This window comes from Streptomyces sparsogenes (genome assembly GCF_001704635.1).
In the GTDB taxonomy this organism is placed as follows: Bacteria; Actinomycetota; Actinomycetes; order Streptomycetales; family Streptomycetaceae; genus Streptomyces; species Streptomyces sparsogenes.
Window position 1 is genome coordinate 72384 of the sequence record NZ_MAXF01000126.1, and the last position, 19538, is coordinate 91921.

Sequence of the window (19538 nt, forward strand, 5' to 3'; positions counted from 1 at the left end):
ATGGATGAGCTGGTGCGGTGGCTCGGCGAGCAGCTCGACGAGGAGGAGGCGACGGCGTTCACGGCAGGGCATCTGCTCACCACCCATCTGGCACTGAGCTGGAGGGCAGCCGGGTCCGATGTGTGGCCGGAAGAGCAGGCGGAGGGCGTACAGGCTGAGCGGGTGGTCGCAGGGGACCTGGTGAAGGAGATGCCCGGGTACGAGGTAGCGCGGGCGCGTGCTCTTCACATCGCCGGGCACGATCCGGACCGGGTGATGGGCGAGATCGACGTCAAGCGGCGGATGATCGGCCGCATCAACAGCCACGCCGCTGTCGCCGGGCGCGGTCCGTACGGTCCCGCCGCCCTACGTCTGGGCGACGCCGCGGCGTGTGCTGCCCCGGGCGGGCTTGATGGACGCCAGCGACCGGACGGTCGGCGTTATGGCGGGAGCGTGCGCGGCCTCGAGGGTCGTCTGGTCGAGCAGGTGCAGGGCCTCGGAAGGTATGACGGTTCTCATGCGCATGATCAGTCTCAGGTCACAGTGGCAGAAGACGGCCGGGTTGTGGCCGTATTTCTGGTGCGGCAGGCGGCTGATGTTGTCCTCCAGCCACCGGCGTTTGATCTTGAGAGCCGCGGCGGCCTCGTCGTAGTCGAGGTTCTGCACCTCGACACACGTGCAGTGCTGGCGCTTCCCGGCCGTCATCGGCCGCCATCCCGGCTCGGGGCAGTGGCGCGGCATGGGTCGCATCGGTGAACGTAGCGCACGGCCGGACGGTACCGGCGGAGGTGGGGCGTACGGGGGAGTTCGGGCAGATCGCACCCGGCCGTGACCCCGGCGGCTTGGGGGCGGTTGGTCAGCGCATGGACGAAGCACCCAACCCCGCTCCAGACCACACCGATGACATCCGTGATCAGCACATAGCCGACCTGCGGGCCGCGCTCCAGCGCGTCATCCCCCTGTTCAGTTTCTCCGCCGGACGGGAGGCGGTCACGAACCCGACGCATTCACGCCTGCTGTCTGCATCCGCCGACGACCTGACGGACATCCTGAACCGCACCACCCCCCTGAGTGCTCAACTGAGGACCCCCGCGCGGGCGGCGAGCCCGCGGAGTTCGGGCGTCGTACGGCCGGAGACCAGCAGCCCGGAGAGCAGCGCCTTCACCGTCGGCCGGGCGTGGGTCTCCTCGGAAGCCTCGCGCTCGGCGGCCAGCAGCGCCTCGACGCACTTGTCCCGACGCCCCCACCGGGCGTAAGCGGTGGCGACATCTACGTGGTAGCGGGCGCGGCGCTCGATGCTGGGCAGCGCGCGCGGCGCGAGCTTGTCGGCGGCGGCGATGGCGGTGGAGGGGTCGCCGGCGCGGTCCTCGGCGGAGACGAGGTGGAGCTGGACGGTGGCGCTGCTGAATCCGCCGAAGCCGCGCAGCCGAGTGCCGCCGAGCTCCTCGGCGATGGCGGCGGCCTCCTTGGTGAGCTTCCGCATGCCGGTCTGGTCGCGTTCGCGGGCGGCCGTGTAGGCGGCGGACTGGATCAGCAGGCCACGGGCGGCCGCGCCCTCGGGCCCGGCACTCCGCAGGGCCGGCGCGTCGGCGGCGCAGAGGGCGATCGTCATGGCCCGGTCGGTCCATCCGGCGCGGCGGGCCAGCACGGCGAGTTGCCGGGCGGCCTCGGCGATCGCCAACGGGTCGCCGGCGGCTTCGGCCAGCTGCCGCGCGCGGTCCGCGGCCATCCAACCGAGCTGCTGGTCCTCCAGCTTCACCAGGACTCGGGTGGCCAGCAGGTAGCTCTGAGCCAGCACGCCGTCTGTGGCCGGGCCCTCGGGCGCAGCGTGGGCCGCGCTCAAGAGGCGGGGCAGGCGTGCGGACAGGTTGTTGTACTGGCAGGTGTGGAAGTCGGCGGCGGCCTGCGCCAGCTCGGTGTGCAGGGATGCGGGTGGCGTGGCGGTGACCTCCGTGTGCAGACCGAGCATGGCGTCCCGCAGGCGGCCGACGAGCAGGTCGCCGAGCGGGGCTTCGCGCGCTGGCTCGGCGCCGCCTCGGGTCGGTGCGCTGGCCGCTGCGGCTGCCGTGAGCGTGAGAGCGAGCATCTGCCGTCGTCGCATCGCGTCCTCCCTGCCGTCGGCCTGGGCTGTCCCAGTCACCCTAGGGTCCGGAAGGCGCGGGTAGGTGGTAGTCGGCGCGGCTGGTTGGCCGTGCCGCGCGTCTGGTTCAGGGGCGAGGCCCAGTGCCTGGGGCGGGATGCCGAGGGCGGCCGCGAACCGGCGCAGCACCAGCGTGTCGGTCAGGGGTGAGATGCCGCGCTCGTAGCGGGAGACCTGGGCGATGGAGTAGCCGGTGAGCTTCCCGAGTTGGCACAGCGTCATCTGCTGCGCCTGACGGGTGCGGCGCACGAGGTCGCCGGGGGTTTCTGCGGGGGCTGTCCGTACGCTGCTTGGTTCCATCGCGCCGTCCCGGTGGTGAGGCTCGCTGCGCTCTCAGCGTAGGGACAAGTCGGGCAAGATCGGGCGGTTTTGCATGAGATGCAAAACCGTTTACGTCCGGCGCAAACGGCATGGCCGGGGAGGTCGCGGGTGCGGTGCTCTGGTACCGCAGCAGCCACCGGCCGCCGAGGTCGAGCGGCATACACCACCCCACCCCTGACACGCAGCGTGTTTGTTCCAACACGCTCTATACGCCATCGTGGCGGATCCGCGGCCGCACTGGGAGCGGCCCATCACCGAGGAGGTCGAGATGAAGCGACTCGTCGCCCGCCTGTGGCGGATCATCCGGGGCCCGATGCAGTGGCGGATCCTGTGGCTGGCCCACAGCAAGTTCATGGCCGGCATCACGGGTGTTGTCCGGGACGACGCGGGCCGGGTGCTGCTGCTGCGCCACCGCATGTGGCCCGAGGGGCGCCAGTGGGGCCTGCCCACCGGCTACGCCGTCAAGGGCGAGGAGTTCGCCCAGACGGTTGTCCGGGAGGTGCGCGAGGAGACCGGCCTGGACGTCAAGCCCGGCCGCCTGGTGCAGCTCACCAGCGGCTACAAGCTGCGCATCGAAGTCGCCTACGAAGCCGTACTCGTCGGCGGCGAACTCAAGATCGACAGCTTCGAGATCCTGGAGGCGAAATGGTTCTCGCCGACCGAACTGCCCGATGGGATGCAGGAGTCGCACCGGCTCCTGATCCTGGGCGAGACACCGAACGGCTGACGCGGCCGGTCGGCATCAGCCCGCGGTTGTTGACCCCGAACGAGCACCTGGCCGGCACCACCGGTGTCGGCCAGCTGCTGGAGCGGCTGGCCGAGCTGCGCGCGACGACGACCAGCCTGACCGAGCAGCACCCCACGGTCGTCTTCCGACCGCTCCCGCAGGCCCTGCGGTGGGAGGCGGCCGGCCTGGACATGGGCCCGCTCCGGTACGGGCTGGCGTTCTTACGGCCTCGGTACGCCGCACTGGGCATGTCTCGGACGCTGCCGCTGGACCGGGTGCTCCTCGGCGTCCAGTGCAGCGTGGACGGCGCGTTCGGCGGCTTCCACCACCCGAATCAGGGCTACCGCCATCTCCAGATGTACGCCGTGATCACCACCCTCGGGCCCCTGGCCGCCGGCTAGCCCGAGCGCCCCGACCTGGTCGCGCTGGACCTGCTGCGCGCGTACGCCCACGACTGCCTGCACTACGGCTCCTACCGCAGCTACAAGCTGCGCGGCGACGAGGTGATCCGCAGCCAGTACGGGGTGAATTTTCGCAGGCACGACGGGCGGACGTACTCGGCTCCCGACCTGGCTGGATCTCCCACGACGCGCAATCTTGGCATCGTGATGGAGGGGGCCTCCGACCGCGAGGCCCGAACCATCGCACGGGCCGCAGCCCAGCAGTACGGGATCGTCGAGCCGGCCACTCCCGTCTACCGGTACGCATTCCGGGACATCACCGGGCGCCTGACCGTGGTGGACACCGACGACCTGGCCCGTGCCGAGGTGCGCGCCGCAGCGGCGCCGAGCGCGGCCGCGGCCGAGTTTCTGAGGGCCATGGGCGGCTTCGAGCGGGCCATTGATGCGAGGTACGAGCGGTTCCTCGCCGAGGTCGGGCGCGACGAGGCGGAGGACCTGCACACCACGGTCCTCACGTCGATGATTACGGGCGTGCTGACTCCTCTGTGCGCCTGGCTGCGCCAGCGCCGCGGCCCGAAAGCGTTCGAGAGTCTGTTCCTGTCGCCGGCGTACTTCGGCCCGGTCCGCCCGGCCTAACCCTGGAGGCTCCGGGATGCGCGCACCTGCCTGCGGCTGCACCCTGGCGGTATGGCAGGAACCCCGCCCGTCATCATCCACCCGCCGTCTCCCAGTGGCGGCCGGCGGGTCACGATCCGGGGCGAGACCGCCGGACTCGCGCACGGCCCGGCGGACCTGCTGGAGTTCCTGCGCCGGGCCGGTGCCGAGGACGTGGCCCTGGACGACCCGGAGCTGATCGAATGGCGCGGCGACGGTCCGGAGATCTGGGCAGCGAGTTGAACCAAAGGGGTAGCGGTGCACGTCATCAACCCGAGCGGGGTGCGTGAACTCCCGCCGAAACCCCCTGAGAACTCCCTGGCGGCGTAAACGATCACTCGGGGCCGCTGTCCGATTTGCGGGCAGCGGCCCCTGCTGATGCCTGCCGGTGATCGCTCAGTGGGGGCGTTATCGCTGGTCAGGCGTACTCGTAGAAGCCCGACCCCGTCTTGCGGCCCAGCCGCCCCGCGTCGACCATGCGCAGGAGCAGCGGCGGCGGGGCGTACAGGGGCTCCTTGTACTCCATATACATCGATTCGGCGATGGCCGCGATGGTGTCCAGGCCGATCAGGTCGGAGAGCTTGAGCGGGCCCATGGGGTGGGCGCAGCCCAGCTCCATGCCGTTGTCGATGTCCTCGCGGCTCGCGATGCCCGATTCGAACATGCGGATCGCGGAGAGCAGGTACGGGATCAGCAGGGCGTTGACGACGAAGCCGGAGCGGTCCTGGGCGCGGATGGCGTGCTTGCCGAGGACGTCGTGGACCAGGGCCTCGGCGCGCTTGATGGTCTGGTCGCCGGTGGTCAGCGCGGGGATCAGCTCGACCAGCTTCTGGACCGGGGCGGGGTTGAAGAAGTGGATGCCGATGACCTGGTCGGGGCGGGAGGTGGCGACGGCCAGTTTGACCAGCGGGATGGAGGAGGTGTTCGAGGCGAGGATCGCGTCGGGGCGGGTCACGACCTGGTCGAGGACCTGGAAGATCTCGGTCTTGACCTGCTCGTTCTCCACGACCGCCTCGATGACGAGATCGCGGTCGGCGAACTCGCCGAGGTCGGTGGTGAAGCTCAGCCGCTCCAGCGTCGCGTCGCGCTCCTCCTCGGTGATCTTGCCGCGCTCGGCGGCCTTGCCGAGGGAATTGGTCAGCCGGGTACGGCCCAGCTCCAGGGCCTCCCCGGTGGTCTCCGCGACCTTGACGTCCAGGCCGGAACGGGCGCACACCTCCGCGATGCCCGCGCCCATCTGGCCGCAGCCCACCACTCCGACGCGTTCGATGTCGGTCACCTCGTGCCTTTCGCTGATCTGCCGGTCGTCCCCGACGTTACCCCCCGGTCCGGCCGGCGGGGTGGGCCGGGGGCCGGAACCATACGGTCCGGACCCCGGCCCGGGCGGGCAAGGGGGCTGAGGGCGTGTCGGGTTGGGACGGACCGGCCCCGCGGTCAGGCCGAGTCGCCGCGCAGGATGCCGCGCCCGTTCGTGCCCACGTACACCCGCCCGTAGACCCTCGGGTCCCCGGTGATCGCGCCGCCGGTCCAGCCCCACTGGTGGGTGTTGTCGTTGATGCGCACCCAGCTCGCCCCGGCGTCCGTGGAGCGGAAGATGCCGCGCACTCCGCCGATCCTGGCGCTGGTGTAGAGGGTCTGGTACGAGGCGCCGGGGGCGGCCTTGCCGAAGCCGATGGTGTCGGCCTGCTGGACGCCGGCCAGCTTGGTGAAGGTCGCGCCCGAGTCGGTGGAGTGCCACAGCCCGTACGTCCCGCTCGCCGAGCCGCCCGCGAGCCAGATGTCGCCCTCCGTACCCGGCAGGGCCTTGAAGCGCACCGGCCCGTCGGTGGGCAGGCCGGTCGCGGCCTTGGCGGTGAAGGTGGCGCCGCCGTCGGTGCTCACATAGAACCGGCCGGCCTTGAATCCGTAGAACTTCTTGGGGTTCTTGCGGTCCGACTCGACGACCGCCCCGGCCGGGATGCCGCTGGAGGCGGTCCAGGAGTTGCCGAAGCCGGCGGTGTAATAGACGGAGGAGGTGCCCTCGGGACTCCATACGAAGCCGCTGCCGTCGGCCGCCGCGGCCACCGTGCCGCCGCCCGTGACCCCGGGCGGCTCGCTGCCCTGCCACCAGTTGGCGCCGTTGTCGGTGGAGAAGGCGATCCGGGGCGCGGCGTCGTTGTTGCCGACCCGCACGACCGTGTTCGGGTTGGTCTCGGCGTAGTCCAGACTGGTGCTGGTGGTGAAGGTGGGCGAGGTGAAGATCTTCCCCGGCACCGCGTCCAGATCGGTGTGGCGGAAGCCGCCGAGGTCACCGAGGGCGCTGAGCAGCGGAGCGCCGGAGGGCGGGCTGGCCAGGTCGTTGACCGCGGTCTCCTCCAGGCCCCTGACCATCGGCGTGATCTTGATCTGGCCGCCGGAGTCCCAGGCCGAGAGGTTCTCGGTGCCGTAGACGGTGGCGCCGGTGCCGTACATCATCCGGTTGGAGTCGAAGGGGTCGATCTCCAGCGCCTCGGTCATCCAGCCGAGCTTGGGGGTGACCTCGGGCGGGGAGGGGTTGGTGCCGAAGGTCAGCCAGGGGACGGACGAGACGTCCTGGGTGTAGCGGAAGGAACGGCTGGGGTAGTTGGTGAAGTCCCAGGCGCGGGTCCAGGTGGCGCCGGAGTCGGTGGAGCGGAAGATCTGGGTGTCCGGCCACCAGGAGCTGTAGCCGGTCACCATCAGCGTGCCCGGCTTCTGGCGGTCGACGGTCAGCCCGGCGTAGCCGAAGTAGGTGTCGGCGTCCGCCATCGGGCTGATGTTCTTCCACTCCCCGGTGGCCGTGGCATACCGCCACACCTGGCCCTTCGCCCCGTCGTACGGGCCGCCCTTGTCGCTCGTGGCGATGTAGAGGTAGCCGTTCCTGGAGTCCAGGACCCCCTTGTGGGCCAGATAGCCGGTCGGCTGTCCGGCCACGCGCGACCAGGTGGCCCCCGCGTCGGTCGAGCGGTAGACCGTGTTCTCCTTGTCGGCCACGCCCACGTAGACGGTCTTGGTCGCGGTGCCCGACGAGCCCGTGCGCTCGTCGAAGGTCACCCAGACCACGCCCTGGTTGTCGCTCAGATAGCCGCTGGTGTCGCCGGCGTCCTGGACGTAGTTGCCCGGGTTGGGGAAGGCCGTCACCTTCGACCAGGTGACCCCGGAGTCGGTGGAGCGCCACAGGCCGTTGCCGCTCGGCGCGCCGAAGTACAGCACGCTGTTCTTGTTCGGGTCGATCGCCAGGCGCTCGCCCATGCCCCGCCCGGGCATGTTGCCGCCGACCTTGAAGGGGAGAGTGGTGGCCTGCCAGGTGGTGCCGCGGTCGGAGGAGCGCAGAATCGCGCCGTTGGCCGGGTCCCAGCTGTTGGTGTACGTGCCGACGGCCGCGTACACCTTGTCCGGCTCGACCGGGTCGCTGGCCAGGCTCGCCACGCCGGTCCAGCCCCAGCGGTCCCAGTCCACCCAGTCCAGCAGCGGTACCCACTGTCTGGCCGGCTGGTCCCAGCGGTAGGCCCCGCCGATGTCGGTGCGGGCGTAGGCGAGGTTCTTCTCCTTGCGGTTGAAGACGATGCCGGGGACGAAGCCGCCGCCGTCCACCCGGACGTTCTTCCAGGTGGTGGCGGCCAGGCCGACGGCGGTCCTGGCGGGGCTGTTCGCGGTGCCGTCGGGGCGGGCGGCGGCGGGGGCGGCCGCGGTCAGTAATCCGCCGACGAGTGCCAGCGCGGCCATGAGCGCGCTGAGGGGTCCTCTCCTGCCTGTGAAGCGCACGGGAACTTCCTCTCCGGGCCTCCGCCGCGGGGCGCGGCGGTACGGGGACGGGTCTGTGCGGGTCTGTCCGAGTCCGGGATCGGGACCGGCTTGGGAGCGCTCCCATATATGCGTAAGCCGATGCTAGCGGCCGGATGGCCGGGCGAGAAGGGTGAAGTCAAGGAGGCGTGGGGGCAGTTGCGGAGGCCCGTGGGAACGGTCGGAGGGATTGCCGCGTGCCCGTGGGACCGCAATCATCGGCGGGAGCCGGCCGCGATCAAGGCCCGGATCAAGGCCCCGATCAAGGCCACGATCACGGGCCGGGAGCGAGGGCCGGGTTCAGGAGCCGGGTTCAGGAGCCGAGCCAGGAGCAGTGAGGAGCGAGGATGGGGCAGATCACGCGAAGGGGCCTGACGGCCGCGGCCGCCGGGGCGCTGGCCTCGGCCGTCACGGTGGGGCGGGCGGCGGCGTACGGGCGCGAGGAGCGGGGGAGCGGGGGACCGCGCGAGCCGCAGTTCCGCGGGATGTGGCTGGCCACCGTCGCCAACCGGGACTGGCCGTCCAAGCCCGGCCTCACCGCCGCCGAGCAGCGCGCCGAGCTGCTCGCCTTCCTCGACACCGCGGTCGCCCGGCGGCTGAACGCGGTGGTCTTCCAGGTCCGGCCGACCGCGGACGCGCTGTGGCCCTCGCGGTACGAGCCGTGGGCCGAGTACCTCACCGGTGTCCAGGGCCGCGATCCGGGCTGGGACCCGCTGGGCACCGCCGTGCGCGAGGCGCACCGGCGCGGCCTCGAACTCCACGCCTGGTTCAACCCGTACCGCGTCGCCAACCACACCGACCCCGCCCGGCTGACCCCCACTCATCCCGCGCGGCTGCACCCGGAGTGGGTGGTGCCCTACGGCGGCAAGCTCTACTACAACCCCGGCCTGCCCGAGGTCCGCCGCTTCGTCCAGGACGCGATGCTGGACGCGGTGGCGCGCTACGACATCGACGCCGTCCACTGGGACGACTACTTCTACCCCTATCCGGTCGCGGGCCAGGTCTTCGACGACGCCGCCGCCTACGAGCGCCACGGCGCGGGCTTCCCGGACCGGGCCGCCTGGCGGCGGGACAACATCGACCGCCTGGTGCTCGAGACGGCCGCGCGGATCGAGCGGCTGAACCGGCGGCAGGGCCGGCGGGTGCGCTTCGGCATCAGCCCCTTCGCCGTCTGGCGCAACCAGGCCACCGACCCGCTCGGCTCCGAGACCCGGGCCGGGGTGCAGACGTACGACGACCTGTACGCGGACACGCGCAAATGGGTCCGCGAGGGGTGGATCGACTACATCGTCCCGCAGGTGTACTGGAACATCGGCTTCGCCGCCGCCGACTACGCCAAGCTGGTGCCCTGGTGGGCGGACGTGGTGCGCGGCACCGGCGTCAACCTCTACATCGGCGAGGCGCTGTACAAGGCGGGGGACCCGGCGCAGCCCGCGCCCTGGCAGGACCCGGCGGAGCTGTCCCGCCACCTCACCTTCGACCGGGACTACCCGCAGGTGCGGGGCAACGTCTACTTCTCGGCCAAGGAGGTGGCCGCCGACCGCAACGGCGCCATGGCGCGCGTGGTCGCCGACCACTACCCGTCTCGCGTGCGTCCACCCCGCTGAGCGGCCCGGGCCCGGCTTATCGCCGGCCGGGCCCCGGGGGCAGATGACGCACGACCGAATCCGGGCCGGGGGAGACCAGGCACTCGTGTCCGTCGTCCTCGTAGCGGACGCGGTAGGGCGGGGAGCCGTGGTCCCCGAGTACTTCGATGATCTCCGCGGTCCGGTCGTGCATTCCGACAACCCTGCCGTGTACCAGCAGCTTGTCGCCTACGGTCGCCTCCATACGCGTGACCTCCTGTCCGGTGCCCCGGAGGGTGTTGCGGTCCCTGTGGCCAGTTTATGGCCGCTCCTCCGGGTTTGCGCCCGCCGGATCGGCGGCCGCCGGCGCCCGTTCGGCGGCCGTCGAGGCCCGCTGGGTCACGCCGATGCAGACCAGCACGGCCGCGGCGGCCGCGGGCGCGGCCCAGGTGAGGTGTTCGTCCAGGAGGAGCACCGACCACACCAGGGTGAGCAGCGGCTGGGCCAGTTGGAGCTGGCTGGCCCTGGCCACGCCGATGGCGGCCATCCCCCGGTACCAGACCACCAGCCCCAGGAACTGCGAGCCCAGGGCCAGCCAGAGCAGTCCGGCGACGGCGTGGGCTCCGAGGTGTACGGGCTCGGCGGTCAGCGCGAGCGCGGCGCCCGGCACCGACAGCGGCAGACAGGCCACCAGCGCCCAGCCGATCACCTGCCAGCCCGGCATGTGCCCCGCCAGCTTGCCGCCCTCGGCGTATCCGGCGGCGCAGATCAGCAGCGCGCCGAACAGATACAGATCGCCCCCGGCCAGCGCGCCCCCGCTCTGCTGCACGGCGAAGGCGACGATCACCGCGGCCCCGGCGAGCGCGGCGACCCAGAACCTCCGGGTGTGCCGGGCCCCGGTCCTCATGGCCGCGTACGCCGCCGTGGTCAGCGGAAGCAGACCGACCACCACGGCGGCGTGCGAGGTCGTGGACGTCCGGAGCGCGAGCGTGGTCAGCAGCGGGAAGCCCACCACGACCCCGGCGGCGACCACCAGCAGGCCGGGCCAGTGGCGGCGGGCGGGCGGCCGGACCCGGAGGACGGCCAGCGTGCCGCCGGCGACCGCCCCGGCCAGCACGAGCCGGCCGGTGACCACCGACCAGGGGCCGAGGCCCTCCAGGCCCCAGGCGGTGGCGGGGAAGGTCAGGGAGAACGCGGCCACGCCCAGCGCGGCCAGAACGGTGCCGACGAGGCCGCCGCGGTGGCCGGCGGGCGGCAGCGGGCCGGACCGCGCGGGGCCGGAGGCCCTGGGGGCGGGGCGTGCGGCGGTGCGCGGCTCCGTGCCATCGCTCACCGCTATCGTCTCGCTCGCGATAGCGCTATCTTGTGGACTCATGCAAGAGCGTAGCAGTGTCGCGGAATTGGCCAAAAGCCTCCGCCTGGAACTGAACCGCTACTCTCCCGGAGAGAAGCTGCCGTCCAGCCGGGCCCTGGTGGACCGCTACCGGGTGAGCCCGGTGACCGTCTCCCGCGCGCTCGCCCAGCTCCGCGCCGAGGGTCTCGTGGTCACCCGGCCCGGCGCCGGAGCCTTCCGGGCCGCGCGGCCGCGGGCGGCCGAGGAGGCGCCGCGCCCCGGCGACACCTCCTGGCAGGAGGTGGCCCTCAGCGTCGAGACGTCCGGGGAGTCGGTCCCGCGCTCCGTCGATGCCTCGGGCGTGCTGGCCACCCTGGCCGGCCCGCCGCCCGGCGCCCTCGAACTGCACGGCGGCTATCTCCATCCCTCGCTCCAGCCGGAGCGGGCGATGGCCGCCGCCCTCGCCCGCGCCGGGCGGCGGCCCGGTGCGTGGGACCGTCCGCCGATCGAGGGGCTGACCGAGCTGCGCGCGTGGTTCGCGGCCGAGATCGGCGGCCGTACCGGATCCCTCGCCCCCTCCGAGGTGCTGATCACCGCGGGCGGCCAGAGCGCGCTGACCACCGCGCTGCGCGGCCTCGCGCCGCCCGGCTCGCCCGTGCTCGTCGAGTCGCCCACCTACCCGGGGGCGCTCGCCGCCGCCCGCGCCTTCGGGCTGCGCCCGGTCCCGGTCCCCGTGGACGCCGACGGGGTCCGCACCGAACTGCTCGAGCAGGCGCTCCGCGCGACCGGGGCGCGCGTGTTCCTCTGCCAGCCCCTCTTCCAGAACCCGACCGGTGCGGTGCTCTCGGCCGAGCGGCGCCGCGAGGTGCTGCGGGTGGCCCGGGCCGCGGGCGCGTTCGTGATCGAGGACGACTTCGCCCGCCGCCTCGCCCACGAGGACGCGGGGACGCTGCCCGCGCCCCTCGCCGCCGACGACCCCGACGGTGTGGTCGTCCACGTCTGCTCGCTCACCAAGATCACCTCAGCCAGCCTGCGGGTGGGCGCGCTCGCCGCCCGCGGCCCCGCGCTGGAGCGGCTGCGCGCCGTCCAGGTCGTCGACAGCTTCTTCGTGCCGCGCCCGCTGCAGGAGGCCGCGCTCGAACTGGTCGGCTCGCCCGCCTGGACCCGGCATCTGCGCACCGTCGCCACCGAGCTGCGCGTCCGCCGCGAGGCCCTGGCCACGGGGGTGCGGCGGGACCTTCCCGAACTCGCCCTGCGCCAGGTCCCGGCCGGCGGCTACCACCTGTGGCCGCGGCTGCCCGACGGCACCGACGAGGCCGCGCTGACCTCTGCAGCCCTGCGCGCCGGGGTCGCGGTCACGCCGGGCCGCCCGTACTTCTGCGCCGAACCACCCGCCCCGCACCTGCGGCTCTCCTTCGCCTCGGCGGCGGGCCCCGCCGAGCTGGCGGAGGGGCTGCGCCGGCTGCGCACCGCCTGCGACGAGGTGCTCGGCTGAGGGTGGGCCGGATTCCCGCGCGCCGGATTCCCGCGCGCCGCATTCCCCAGGGGCGAAATTCCCTCGACGCCGCCCCCTTGACCTGCGAGTCTCCCGCCATGAGTGACACGAACGGCCGACCGGCCGCCGACGGTTATGAGATATCCACCGACCCCTCCCGCATCGACGCGGCCCGTGTCCACCACTGGCTGTCCACCGACGCCTACTGGGCGCTGGGCCGCAGCCGGGAGACGCAGGACCGGGCCATCGCCGGCTCGCTCAACTTCGGCGCGTACGAGACCGCCTCGGGCGCCCAGGTCGCGTACGCCCGGGTGATCACCGACCACGCCACCTTCGCCTGGCTGTGCGATGTCTACGTCGACCGGTCCGCGCGCGGGAAGGGGCTCGGCACCGCGCTCGTCACGGCCGTCCGCGACCACCTGGCGCCCCTGGGGGTGCGGCGCATCCTGCTGGCGACGCACGACGCCCACGGCGTGTACGAGAAGATCGGCTTCACGTCCCTGGACAAGCCGGAGCAGTGGATGGCCCTGCACTTCCCCGGCGAGGACACGCGGGGAGAGTGAGGCGGGGAGGCTGAGGCGGCCGGGACGGACCGGGCCGCGGGCCGGTCAGCGGCGGTGCTGATCCACCGCTTCCCGCGCGGCCTCGGCGGTCCGCGCGGCCACGGCGGCATCGGCCGCGTCGGCCGCCTCGGCGCGGGCCGCCGCGGCGGGCCTGCGGCGCGCGGTCAGCCGCATGGCGAGCGGCTGGGTGTAGCGGGCGGTGAGCGGGCCGAGGATCACCAGGATCAGCACATACGCCGTGGCCAGCGGCCCCAGGGACGGTTCGATCCCGGCCGTGACGGCGAGCCCGGCGATGACGATGGAGAACTCGCCCCGGGCGACCAGGGTGCCGCCGGCCCGCCAGCGGCCCTTGGCGGAGATGCCCGCCCGCTTCGCCGCCCAGTAGCCGGTGGCGATCTTCGTGCAGGCGGTGACGACCGCCAGCGCCAGGGCGGGCAGCAGGACCGGCGGAATGCTCGCCGGGTCGGTGTGCAGGCCGAAGAAGACGAAGAACACGGCCGCGAACAGGTCCCGCAGCGGGCTGAGCAGGTTGTGCGCGCCCTCCGCGACCTCCCCGGACAGCGCGATGCCCACCAGGAACGCCCCCACCGCCGCCGACACCTGAAGCTGCTGGGCGAGCCCGGCCACCAGCAGGGTCAGGCCCAGCACTACAAGCAGCAGCTTCTCCGGGTCGTCGCTGGAGACGAAGCGCGAGATGACCCGGCCGTAGCGCACGGCGAGGAAGAGCACCAGACCGGCCACGCCCAGCGCGATGGCCAGGGTGACGCTGCCCGCCGCCACGCTCACCCCCGCCAGCAGGGCGGTGATGATGGGCAGATAGACCGCCATCGCCAGGTCCTCGAGGACCAGGATGCTGAGGATCACCGGGGTCTCGCGGTTGCCCAGGCGGCCCAGGTCGCCCAGGACCTTGGCGATGACCCCGGAGGAGGAGATCCAGGTGACCCCGGCCAGCACCACGGCCGCCACCGGGCCCCAGCCCAGCAGCAGCGCCATGACCGCGCCGGGCAGGGCGTTGAGCGCGGCGTCGACGAGCCCGGCCGGGTACTGGGTCTTCAGATTGCTGACCAGGTCGCTCGCGGTGTACTCGAGGCCGAGCATGAGCAGCAGCAGGATCACGCCGATCTCGGCGCCGATCGCCACGAACTCCTCGCTCGCCCCCAGCGGCAGCAGCCCGCCCTCGCCGAAGGCGAGGCCGGCCAGCAGATACAGCGGGATGGGGGAGAACTGGAGGCGTCCGGCCAGCCGGCCCAGCAGCCCCAGGCCGAGGAGCACCGCACCGAACTCGATCAGGAAAAGAGCGGAGGAATGCATGGTTCACTCCCGCCCGAGTATCGCCGCGGCCGCCTCCACACCCTCGCGGGTGCCGATCACGATCAGGGTGTCCCCGCCGGCCAGCCGGAAGTCCGGCGCGGGGGAGGGGATGGCGTCCGCGCGGCGCAGCACCGCCACGATCGAGGCGCCGGTCTCGGTCCGCATCCGCGTCTCGCCCAGCACCCGCCCGTTCCAGTAGGAGACCGAGGACAGCTCGACCCGCTCGGCCACCAGGCCCAACTCGGTCGTGGACAGCAGGGCCGGGCTGTGGTGCGAGGGCATCAGGGCGCCGATGAGCGCCTCCGCCTCCTTCGCGGTGAGCCGCACCGACAGCGCGCACTCGTCCGGGTCGTCCTGGCGATATGTGCTCAGTGTCCGTCCGCCCTCGCGATGAGCGACCACCGACAGACGCCTGTGTTCGCGCGTGGTCAGGTCGTAACGGACACCGATTCCGGGCAACGGCGTACTGCTGATCCGCGGAGTTCCCACGGCCGTCCTTCCGTCGTGCGTGCCACTTACCGGTGGACGTACGGCGGCGGTGTTCGGCCGACCGCGTCCCCGTACCACCCTAACGAACGGCAAAGAATTGGTAATGAGGGGGGCGGGACGGGGTCGGTGGTGCTCGGGGGTCGGTGGTGCTCGGACGGGGCCGGCCGGAGACCGGCGGTCGCCGGGTGAGAAGACGATCACCCCTCGGAAGGACGCGCCCGGAGCGCTCCGGGCGCGGATCGCGAAGGCTGACGGGCCGGCCCCGCATGTCTCATGTTCCTGCATCAGAGTAGTTGTTGCAAGTGACTCGCAATAAGGGGAGAGGGAACTCCGGCCGGTTCCGCCGCGACTACTGGGACGCCACCCGTCCCCCTCCCGAAGGAACCGCATGCCCCGGACACGACCCGCCACCACCCGGCCCGCGGCCCTCGCCCTCGCCCTCGCCGGAGTCATCGGCCTGACCACCGTGGCCTGCGGCGCCCCGGCCGAGGGCGCACACGCCCCGGCGGCGGGCGGCGCCCGGGCCGGCTACCCGGTGACCCTGGAGAACTGCGGCCGGACCACCACCTACCGCGAGGCGCCCCACCGGGTGGTCGTCATGAACGGAGCTTCGGTGGCCGAGGTGTCCTCCCTGCTCGCCCTCGGCCTCGGCGACCGCGTGGTGGCCAACGCCCAGTCGTACGGCAGATCCGAGGTCGAGGGCCGGGCGGAGGCCATCGCGGCCCTGCCGGCCCGGGGCATCCAGCAGGGCGGCGCCGCCGACATCCCCCGCGAGACCATGCTGGGCCTGCGCCCCGACACCGTCCTGTCCACCACCAGTTACGGCTTCGCGGCGGACAACGGCTTCGCCACCCGCGACGACCTGGCCTCGATCGGCGCCAACACCTACATCTCGCCCGCGGGCTGCGACGACAACCCCTCCCGGATGCGGATCGAGGACAGCTACCGGCTGCTGACCGACCTGGGCCGGATCTTCCACGCGGGCGACCGGGCGCAGCGGCTGATCGCCGCCTCCCGGAAGAAGATCGACGCGGTCGCGGCCCGGGTCAAGGTCCGCGAACGGCCCCGCGTCATGGTCGTGTTCTCCAACATGTCGATGGGCAGCAACGACTTCAGCGCGATCGCGGCCAACGGCATCTGGAACGACATCCTGCGACGCGCCGGCGGCAGCAACGCCTTCTCCTCCGCCACCCGCAACACCTTCGCGGACCTCAGCAAGGAGAAGGTCGCCACCGAATCCATCGACGCCCTGGTGGTCATCAGCTACCAGGACCGCGACCCGGACGGGTACGCGCGCAAGCTGCTCAAGCAGTTCCCGCAGTGGCCGGCCGCCAGGAAACACCGGTACCTCGTCCTGTCCGACTCCATGTACCTGGGGCCCAGCAACGACATCGCCGTCGAGCGGATCGCCCGGATGCTCCACCCCGACGCCTTCCCGGCCCGATGACCCGCCACCCCCGCAAGGCACCCGCCGCCGTGACCCTGCTCGCCCTGACGGCCCTGCTCGCCCTGGCCATGGTGGCCGCGATCAGCATCGGCGCGGTCAACGTACCCCTGGGCGACGTCTGGCGGATCGTCCTGCACCGGATGAGCGGCCGGGCGGCGGCCGGCGACCTCGCCCTCGACCAGATCGTCTGGAACTTCCGCACCTCCCGCGTCGTCCTGGCCGCCCTGGCGGGCACCGGCCTGGCCGTCTCCGGAGTGGTCCTCCAGGCCGTGGTCGCCAACCCGCTCGCCGACCCCTACGTCCTGGGCGTGTCCTCCGGCGCCTCGCTCGGCGCCGTCCTCGCCTTCACCCTCGCCGGGGGCGCCCTCGGCGGGCTCGGCGTGTCCTCGGCGGCGTTCCTCGGCGCCACCGCGGCGATGGGCCTGGTCTTCCTGCTCGGCCGGCGCGGCGGGCGGCTCGCCCCCACCCGGCTGGTGCTGGCCGGCGTCGCCGTCGGCTACCTCCTGCTCGCGGCCACCAGCTATCTGCAACTGCGGGCCACCCCCAGCGAGCTGCGCGCCGTGATGTTCTGGACCCTGGGCAGCGTGGCCGGCGCCCGCTGGGACCAACTGCCCGTCGTCGCCACCGTCGTCCTCGCCACCACCGCCGCCCTGGTCCTGTTCGCCAGACGGCTCAACGCCCTGCTCGCCGGGGACGAGTCCGCCACCGCGCTCGGCGTCGACGTGCACCGGCTGCGGGCCGTCCTGCTGGTCCTCGCCTCCCTGCTGACCGGCACGGTCATCGCCGTCGCCGGAGGCATCGGCTTCGTCGGCCTGATGATCCCCCACCTCGTACGGCTCGCCTTCGGCGCCGACCACCGCAGACTGCTGCCGCTGGCCGCGGTGACCGGCGCCCTGTACCTGGTCCTGGTCGACCTGCTCTCCCGCACCCTCGCCCGCCCCAACGAACTGCCGCTCGGCATCCTCACCGCGCTCTTCGGCGCGCCCTTCTTCCTGTGGCTGCTGCGCCGCAACACGAGCCTGGACTGATACATGAGACTCACCGTGGACCGGGTGCACCTCACCCTGGACCGGCACCCGATCCTGCGCGATGTGACCCTCGAGGCCCGCCCGGGCGACATCGTCGGCCTCGTGGGCCCCAACGGCAGCGGCAAGTCCACCCTGCTGCGCGCGGTCTACCGCTCGCTGCGCCCCGACCGGGGCGCGGTGTACGTCGGCGGGGACGACGTGTGGATCCTGCCCTCCCGCACCGCCGCCCGCCGCACCGGCGCCGTGCTCCAGGACACCGCCGGCGCCCCGGCCGGGCTGTCCGTCCGGGAGGTCGTGGCGCTGGGCCGCACCCCCCACCACGGCCTGCTCGGCCGCGACGGCCCCGAGGACCACCGGGCCGTGGACGAGGCACTCGACCGGTGCGGGGCACGGCCGCTGGCCGACCGCGACATCACCTCCCTGTCCGGCGGCGAACGCCAGCGCGTGCTGCTCGCCCGCGCCCTCGCCCAGCGCCCGGGGCTGCTGGTCCTCGACGAACTCACCAACCACCTGGACATCCGGGCCCGCTTCGAGCTCCTGGAGCTGATCCGCGCCACCGGCACGACCACCCTCGCCGTCCTCCACGACCTGGACCTCGCCGTACGCCTCTGCGACCACCTGGTGGTGCTCCACCGGGGCACGGTGGTCGCCACGGGCCCGGTACCGGACCCGCTCACCCCCGACCTCCTCCGCGAGGTCTTCGGCGTGGCCGCCACCGCCGACCGCCACGCCGACGGCGTCGTACGCATCACCTACGCCGCCCGGCCGCTCGCCACCCCCTGACCCCCGCCCGCCCGCGGTCTGTCCCGGATGGCGGCAACGACACACACCCCACACACCGCGCCACAGTTCCCACACCGCCGAGCGGGCGCCCACGGCCACCGGCCGCCGCCCGGGCGCCCTACCATGCCCGGATGAACTTCCGGCTCACGCTGATCGCCTCCGCCCGCAGTTCCTCCCGGCTCGCCGAACGCTTCGACGACGACCGGCCGCTCGACCCGGCGGGCTGGCGCGAGGTCGAGCGCGTGGCGCCCACCCTGCTTCCGCTGGCCGCCGCCGGGCTGCGCTACTGCTCGCCATCGGCCCGCAGCCGGGAGACCGGCGACATCCTCGGCTTCATGCCGCTCGCCCAAACCGCCCTGCGCGACTGCGACATGGGCCGCTGGCGAGGCCGTACCCGGGAAGAAGTCGAGACCCGCGAACCCGGAGCGGTCGACAGCTGGCTCGCCGACCCGGGCAGCGCGCCCCACGGCGGCGAGTCCCTGTCCGCGTTCATCAACCGCGTGGGCGACTGGCTGGACACCCGGCCCGCGGCGTCCGACACCCGGATGCTCGCCGTGGCCGACCCGGGCGTGATACGCGCGGCCGTCACCCACGCGATGAAGGCGCCCCCCCACTGCTACTGGAACGTCGACGTACTCCCGCTGTCCACCGTCACCCTGACCGGCGGGGCCGGGAAGTGGCGGCTGTGCGTGGACCGCGAGACGCAACTCTGACACCGCCGCGCCGCGGTCCGCCCCCGAGACCTCCCCGGCCCGGGCCACACACTGGAAACGTCGCGGTTACGGCATGTCGGCATTGGCCGCGTACGTTCGAGGTACACGTCCTCGACGAAGAGGGAACCCACCTGCCCGACCCGCCCGGAGGACCCCCCTTGCGCGCACCGCACACCCGGCCCGCCCCACCCCGCTGGCTCACCCACCCGCTGCACGGAGCGCGCGGGCTGCGCGGGCCCGTGCCCTGGGCGGCGGTGGCCCGCGGGGCGCTCGGCGTCGGGCCGGTGCTGGCCGCCGGAGTGGCCGCGGGCCACACCTCCGCCGGGGTCACCGCGGGTCTCGGCGCGATGTTCGCGCACATCAACGACCGGCCCGCCACCCGAGCCACCCGCCTCGTACGCATCGGCCTCCCGGCCCTGGCCGGGGCCACGGGCCTGCTCACCGGCGCCTGGCTGGGCACCCTCGGACTCGGCACCTGGATCGCGCTCGCGCTCGCGGCGGTCGGCCTGGTGTCCGGCGCGATCAGCGCGATCGGGCCGGTGTGCTCCTCCGCCGGCGTCCAGCTGATGGTGGCGTGCGTGGTCGGCGCGGGCATGCCCGCCCCCGAACCCCCACCGGCCCGGGCCGGTCTGCTGCTCGCCGGCGCCACCTGGGTACTGGCCATGGCCTGGCTGCCGCCGCTTTTCAAGGGCTCGGTTCTCCCCCAGCTACCGCTGGGAGGTGCCCCCGCCGGGGCGCATCCAGCACCTGTCGACGGTCGACCACGCGGCGGTAGCCGCATATCGACCACAGCCTCGGCCCTTCGTTCC

The 19538-nt window shown here is 73.0% G+C and carries 19 protein-coding genes and 1 pseudogene; 13 read left to right on the forward strand and 7 right to left on the reverse strand.

Annotated features, from left to right (window positions below; all coding sequences use genetic code 11):
• Entirely contained in the window at positions 1–735 is a 735-nt protein-coding gene (locus BBH68_RS42120; RefSeq protein ID WP_158080286.1) for a DUF6221 family protein, read from the forward strand.
• A gap of 319 nt (positions 736–1054) precedes the next feature.
• Here the strand turns inward: BBH68_RS42120 and BBH68_RS26230 are convergent, their stop codons facing one another.
• The gene (locus BBH68_RS26230; protein ID WP_076970620.1) at positions 1055–2419 is read right to left on the reverse strand and encodes a helix-turn-helix domain-containing protein; all 1365 of its coding nucleotides are present in this window, start codon (positions 2417–2419) and stop codon (positions 1055–1057) included.
• Positions 2420–2708: 289 nt separating this feature from the next.
• On the opposite strand from BBH68_RS26230, the gene BBH68_RS26235 reads away from it, so the two are divergent.
• The 4 genes from BBH68_RS26235 (at position 2709) to BBH68_RS26245 (ending at position 4465) form a co-directional block, all read left to right on the forward strand.
• Complete coding sequence (locus BBH68_RS26235) at positions 2709–3167, forward strand: NUDIX domain-containing protein (protein ID WP_065965974.1); 459 nt, start codon at positions 2709–2711, stop codon at positions 3165–3167.
• 29 nt (positions 3168–3196) lie between these two features.
• Positions 3197–3568 carry a hypothetical protein gene (locus BBH68_RS43380; protein ID WP_245738324.1) on the forward strand — a complete coding sequence of 124 codons (372 nt, stop codon included), beginning with the start codon at positions 3197–3199 and terminating at the stop codon, positions 3566–3568.
• Between the two features lie 204 nt (positions 3569–3772).
• Complete coding sequence (locus tag BBH68_RS43385) at positions 3773–4204, forward strand: hypothetical protein (protein WP_245738325.1); 432 nt, start codon at positions 3773–3775, stop codon at positions 4202–4204.
• Positions 4205–4255: 51 nt separating this feature from the next.
• On the forward strand, positions 4256–4465 hold the full coding sequence (locus tag BBH68_RS26245) for a hypothetical protein (RefSeq protein ID WP_065965975.1): 210 nt from the start codon (positions 4256–4258) through the stop codon (positions 4463–4465).
• 175 nt (positions 4466–4640) lie between these two features.
• Here the strand turns inward: BBH68_RS26245 and BBH68_RS26250 are convergent, their stop codons facing one another.
• Entirely contained in the window at positions 4641–5501 is an 861-nt protein-coding gene (locus BBH68_RS26250) for a 3-hydroxybutyryl-CoA dehydrogenase (protein WP_065965976.1), read from the reverse strand.
• Between the two features lie 155 nt (positions 5502–5656).
• Positions 5657–7984: a xyloglucanase gene (locus BBH68_RS26255; protein ID WP_342673154.1), complete on the reverse strand. Its 2328-nt coding sequence runs from the start codon at positions 7982–7984 to the stop codon at positions 5657–5659.
• 365 nt (positions 7985–8349) lie between these two features.
• Here BBH68_RS26255 and BBH68_RS26260 point away from each other — a divergent pair, with 365 nt between their 5' ends.
• On the forward strand, positions 8350–9609 hold the full coding sequence (locus tag BBH68_RS26260; protein WP_065965978.1) for a glycoside hydrolase family 10-like protein: 1260 nt from the start codon (positions 8350–8352) through the stop codon (positions 9607–9609).
• A gap of 16 nt (positions 9610–9625) precedes the next feature.
• Here BBH68_RS26260 and BBH68_RS26265 read toward each other — a convergent pair whose 3' ends face one another.
• Both BBH68_RS26265 and BBH68_RS26270 read right to left on the reverse strand, forming a co-directional pair.
• Entirely contained in the window at positions 9626–9832 is a 207-nt protein-coding gene (locus BBH68_RS26265) for a DUF1918 domain-containing protein (RefSeq protein WP_065965979.1), read from the reverse strand.
• 54 nt (positions 9833–9886) lie between these two features.
• Positions 9887–10900 carry a DMT family transporter gene (locus tag BBH68_RS26270; protein ID WP_425428847.1) on the reverse strand — a complete coding sequence of 338 codons (1014 nt, stop codon included), beginning with the start codon at positions 10898–10900 and terminating at the stop codon, positions 9887–9889.
• Between BBH68_RS26270 and BBH68_RS26275 the strand changes: the two genes are divergently transcribed.
• Together BBH68_RS26275 and BBH68_RS26280 are read left to right on the forward strand one after the other, a co-directional pair.
• On the forward strand, positions 10788–12395 hold the full coding sequence (locus BBH68_RS26275) for an aminotransferase-like domain-containing protein (RefSeq protein ID WP_425428848.1): 1608 nt from the start codon (positions 10788–10790) through the stop codon (positions 12393–12395). The two genes, BBH68_RS26270 and BBH68_RS26275, sit on opposite strands and share 113 nt — an antisense overlap.
• A gap of 98 nt (positions 12396–12493) precedes the next feature.
• Complete coding sequence (locus tag BBH68_RS26280; protein ID WP_065965982.1) at positions 12494–12958, forward strand: GNAT family N-acetyltransferase; 465 nt, start codon at positions 12494–12496, stop codon at positions 12956–12958.
• Between the two features lie 45 nt (positions 12959–13003).
• Here the strand turns inward: BBH68_RS26280 and BBH68_RS26285 are convergent, their stop codons facing one another.
• Positions 13004–14269 carry a cation:proton antiporter gene (locus BBH68_RS26285; protein WP_065965983.1) on the reverse strand — a complete coding sequence of 422 codons (1266 nt, stop codon included), beginning with the start codon at positions 14267–14269 and terminating at the stop codon, positions 13004–13006.
• 3 nt (positions 14270–14272) lie between these two features.
• Positions 14273–14758, reverse strand: a complete 486-nt coding sequence (locus BBH68_RS26290) for a cation:proton antiporter regulatory subunit (protein ID WP_174589097.1) — start codon at positions 14756–14758, stop codon at positions 14273–14275.
• 388 nt (positions 14759–15146) lie between these two features.
• On the opposite strand from BBH68_RS26290, the gene BBH68_RS26295 reads away from it, so the two are divergent.
• The 5 genes and pseudogenes from BBH68_RS26295 to BBH68_RS26315 all read left to right on the forward strand — a co-directional run.
• The gene (locus tag BBH68_RS26295) at positions 15147–16205 is read left to right on the forward strand and encodes an ABC transporter substrate-binding protein (RefSeq protein WP_065965984.1); all 1059 of its coding nucleotides are present in this window, start codon (positions 15147–15149) and stop codon (positions 16203–16205) included.
• On the forward strand, positions 16202–17233 hold the full coding sequence (locus BBH68_RS26300; protein ID WP_483855356.1) for a FecCD family ABC transporter permease: 1032 nt from the start codon (positions 16202–16204) through the stop codon (positions 17231–17233). The genes BBH68_RS26295 and BBH68_RS26300 overlap by 4 nt, the downstream gene beginning before the upstream one ends.
• A gap of 3 nt (positions 17234–17236) precedes the next feature.
• Positions 17237–18016, forward strand: coding sequence for an ABC transporter ATP-binding protein (locus tag BBH68_RS26305; protein WP_065965985.1), 780 nt, complete (start codon positions 17237–17239; stop codon positions 18014–18016).
• A gap of 131 nt (positions 18017–18147) precedes the next feature.
• On the forward strand, positions 18148–18729 hold the full coding sequence (locus tag BBH68_RS26310; protein ID WP_065965986.1) for a histidine phosphatase family protein: 582 nt from the start codon (positions 18148–18150) through the stop codon (positions 18727–18729).
• A gap of 158 nt (positions 18730–18887) precedes the next feature.
• A pseudogene (locus tag BBH68_RS26315) lies at positions 18888–19538 on the forward strand (hypothetical protein); the annotation flags it as partial.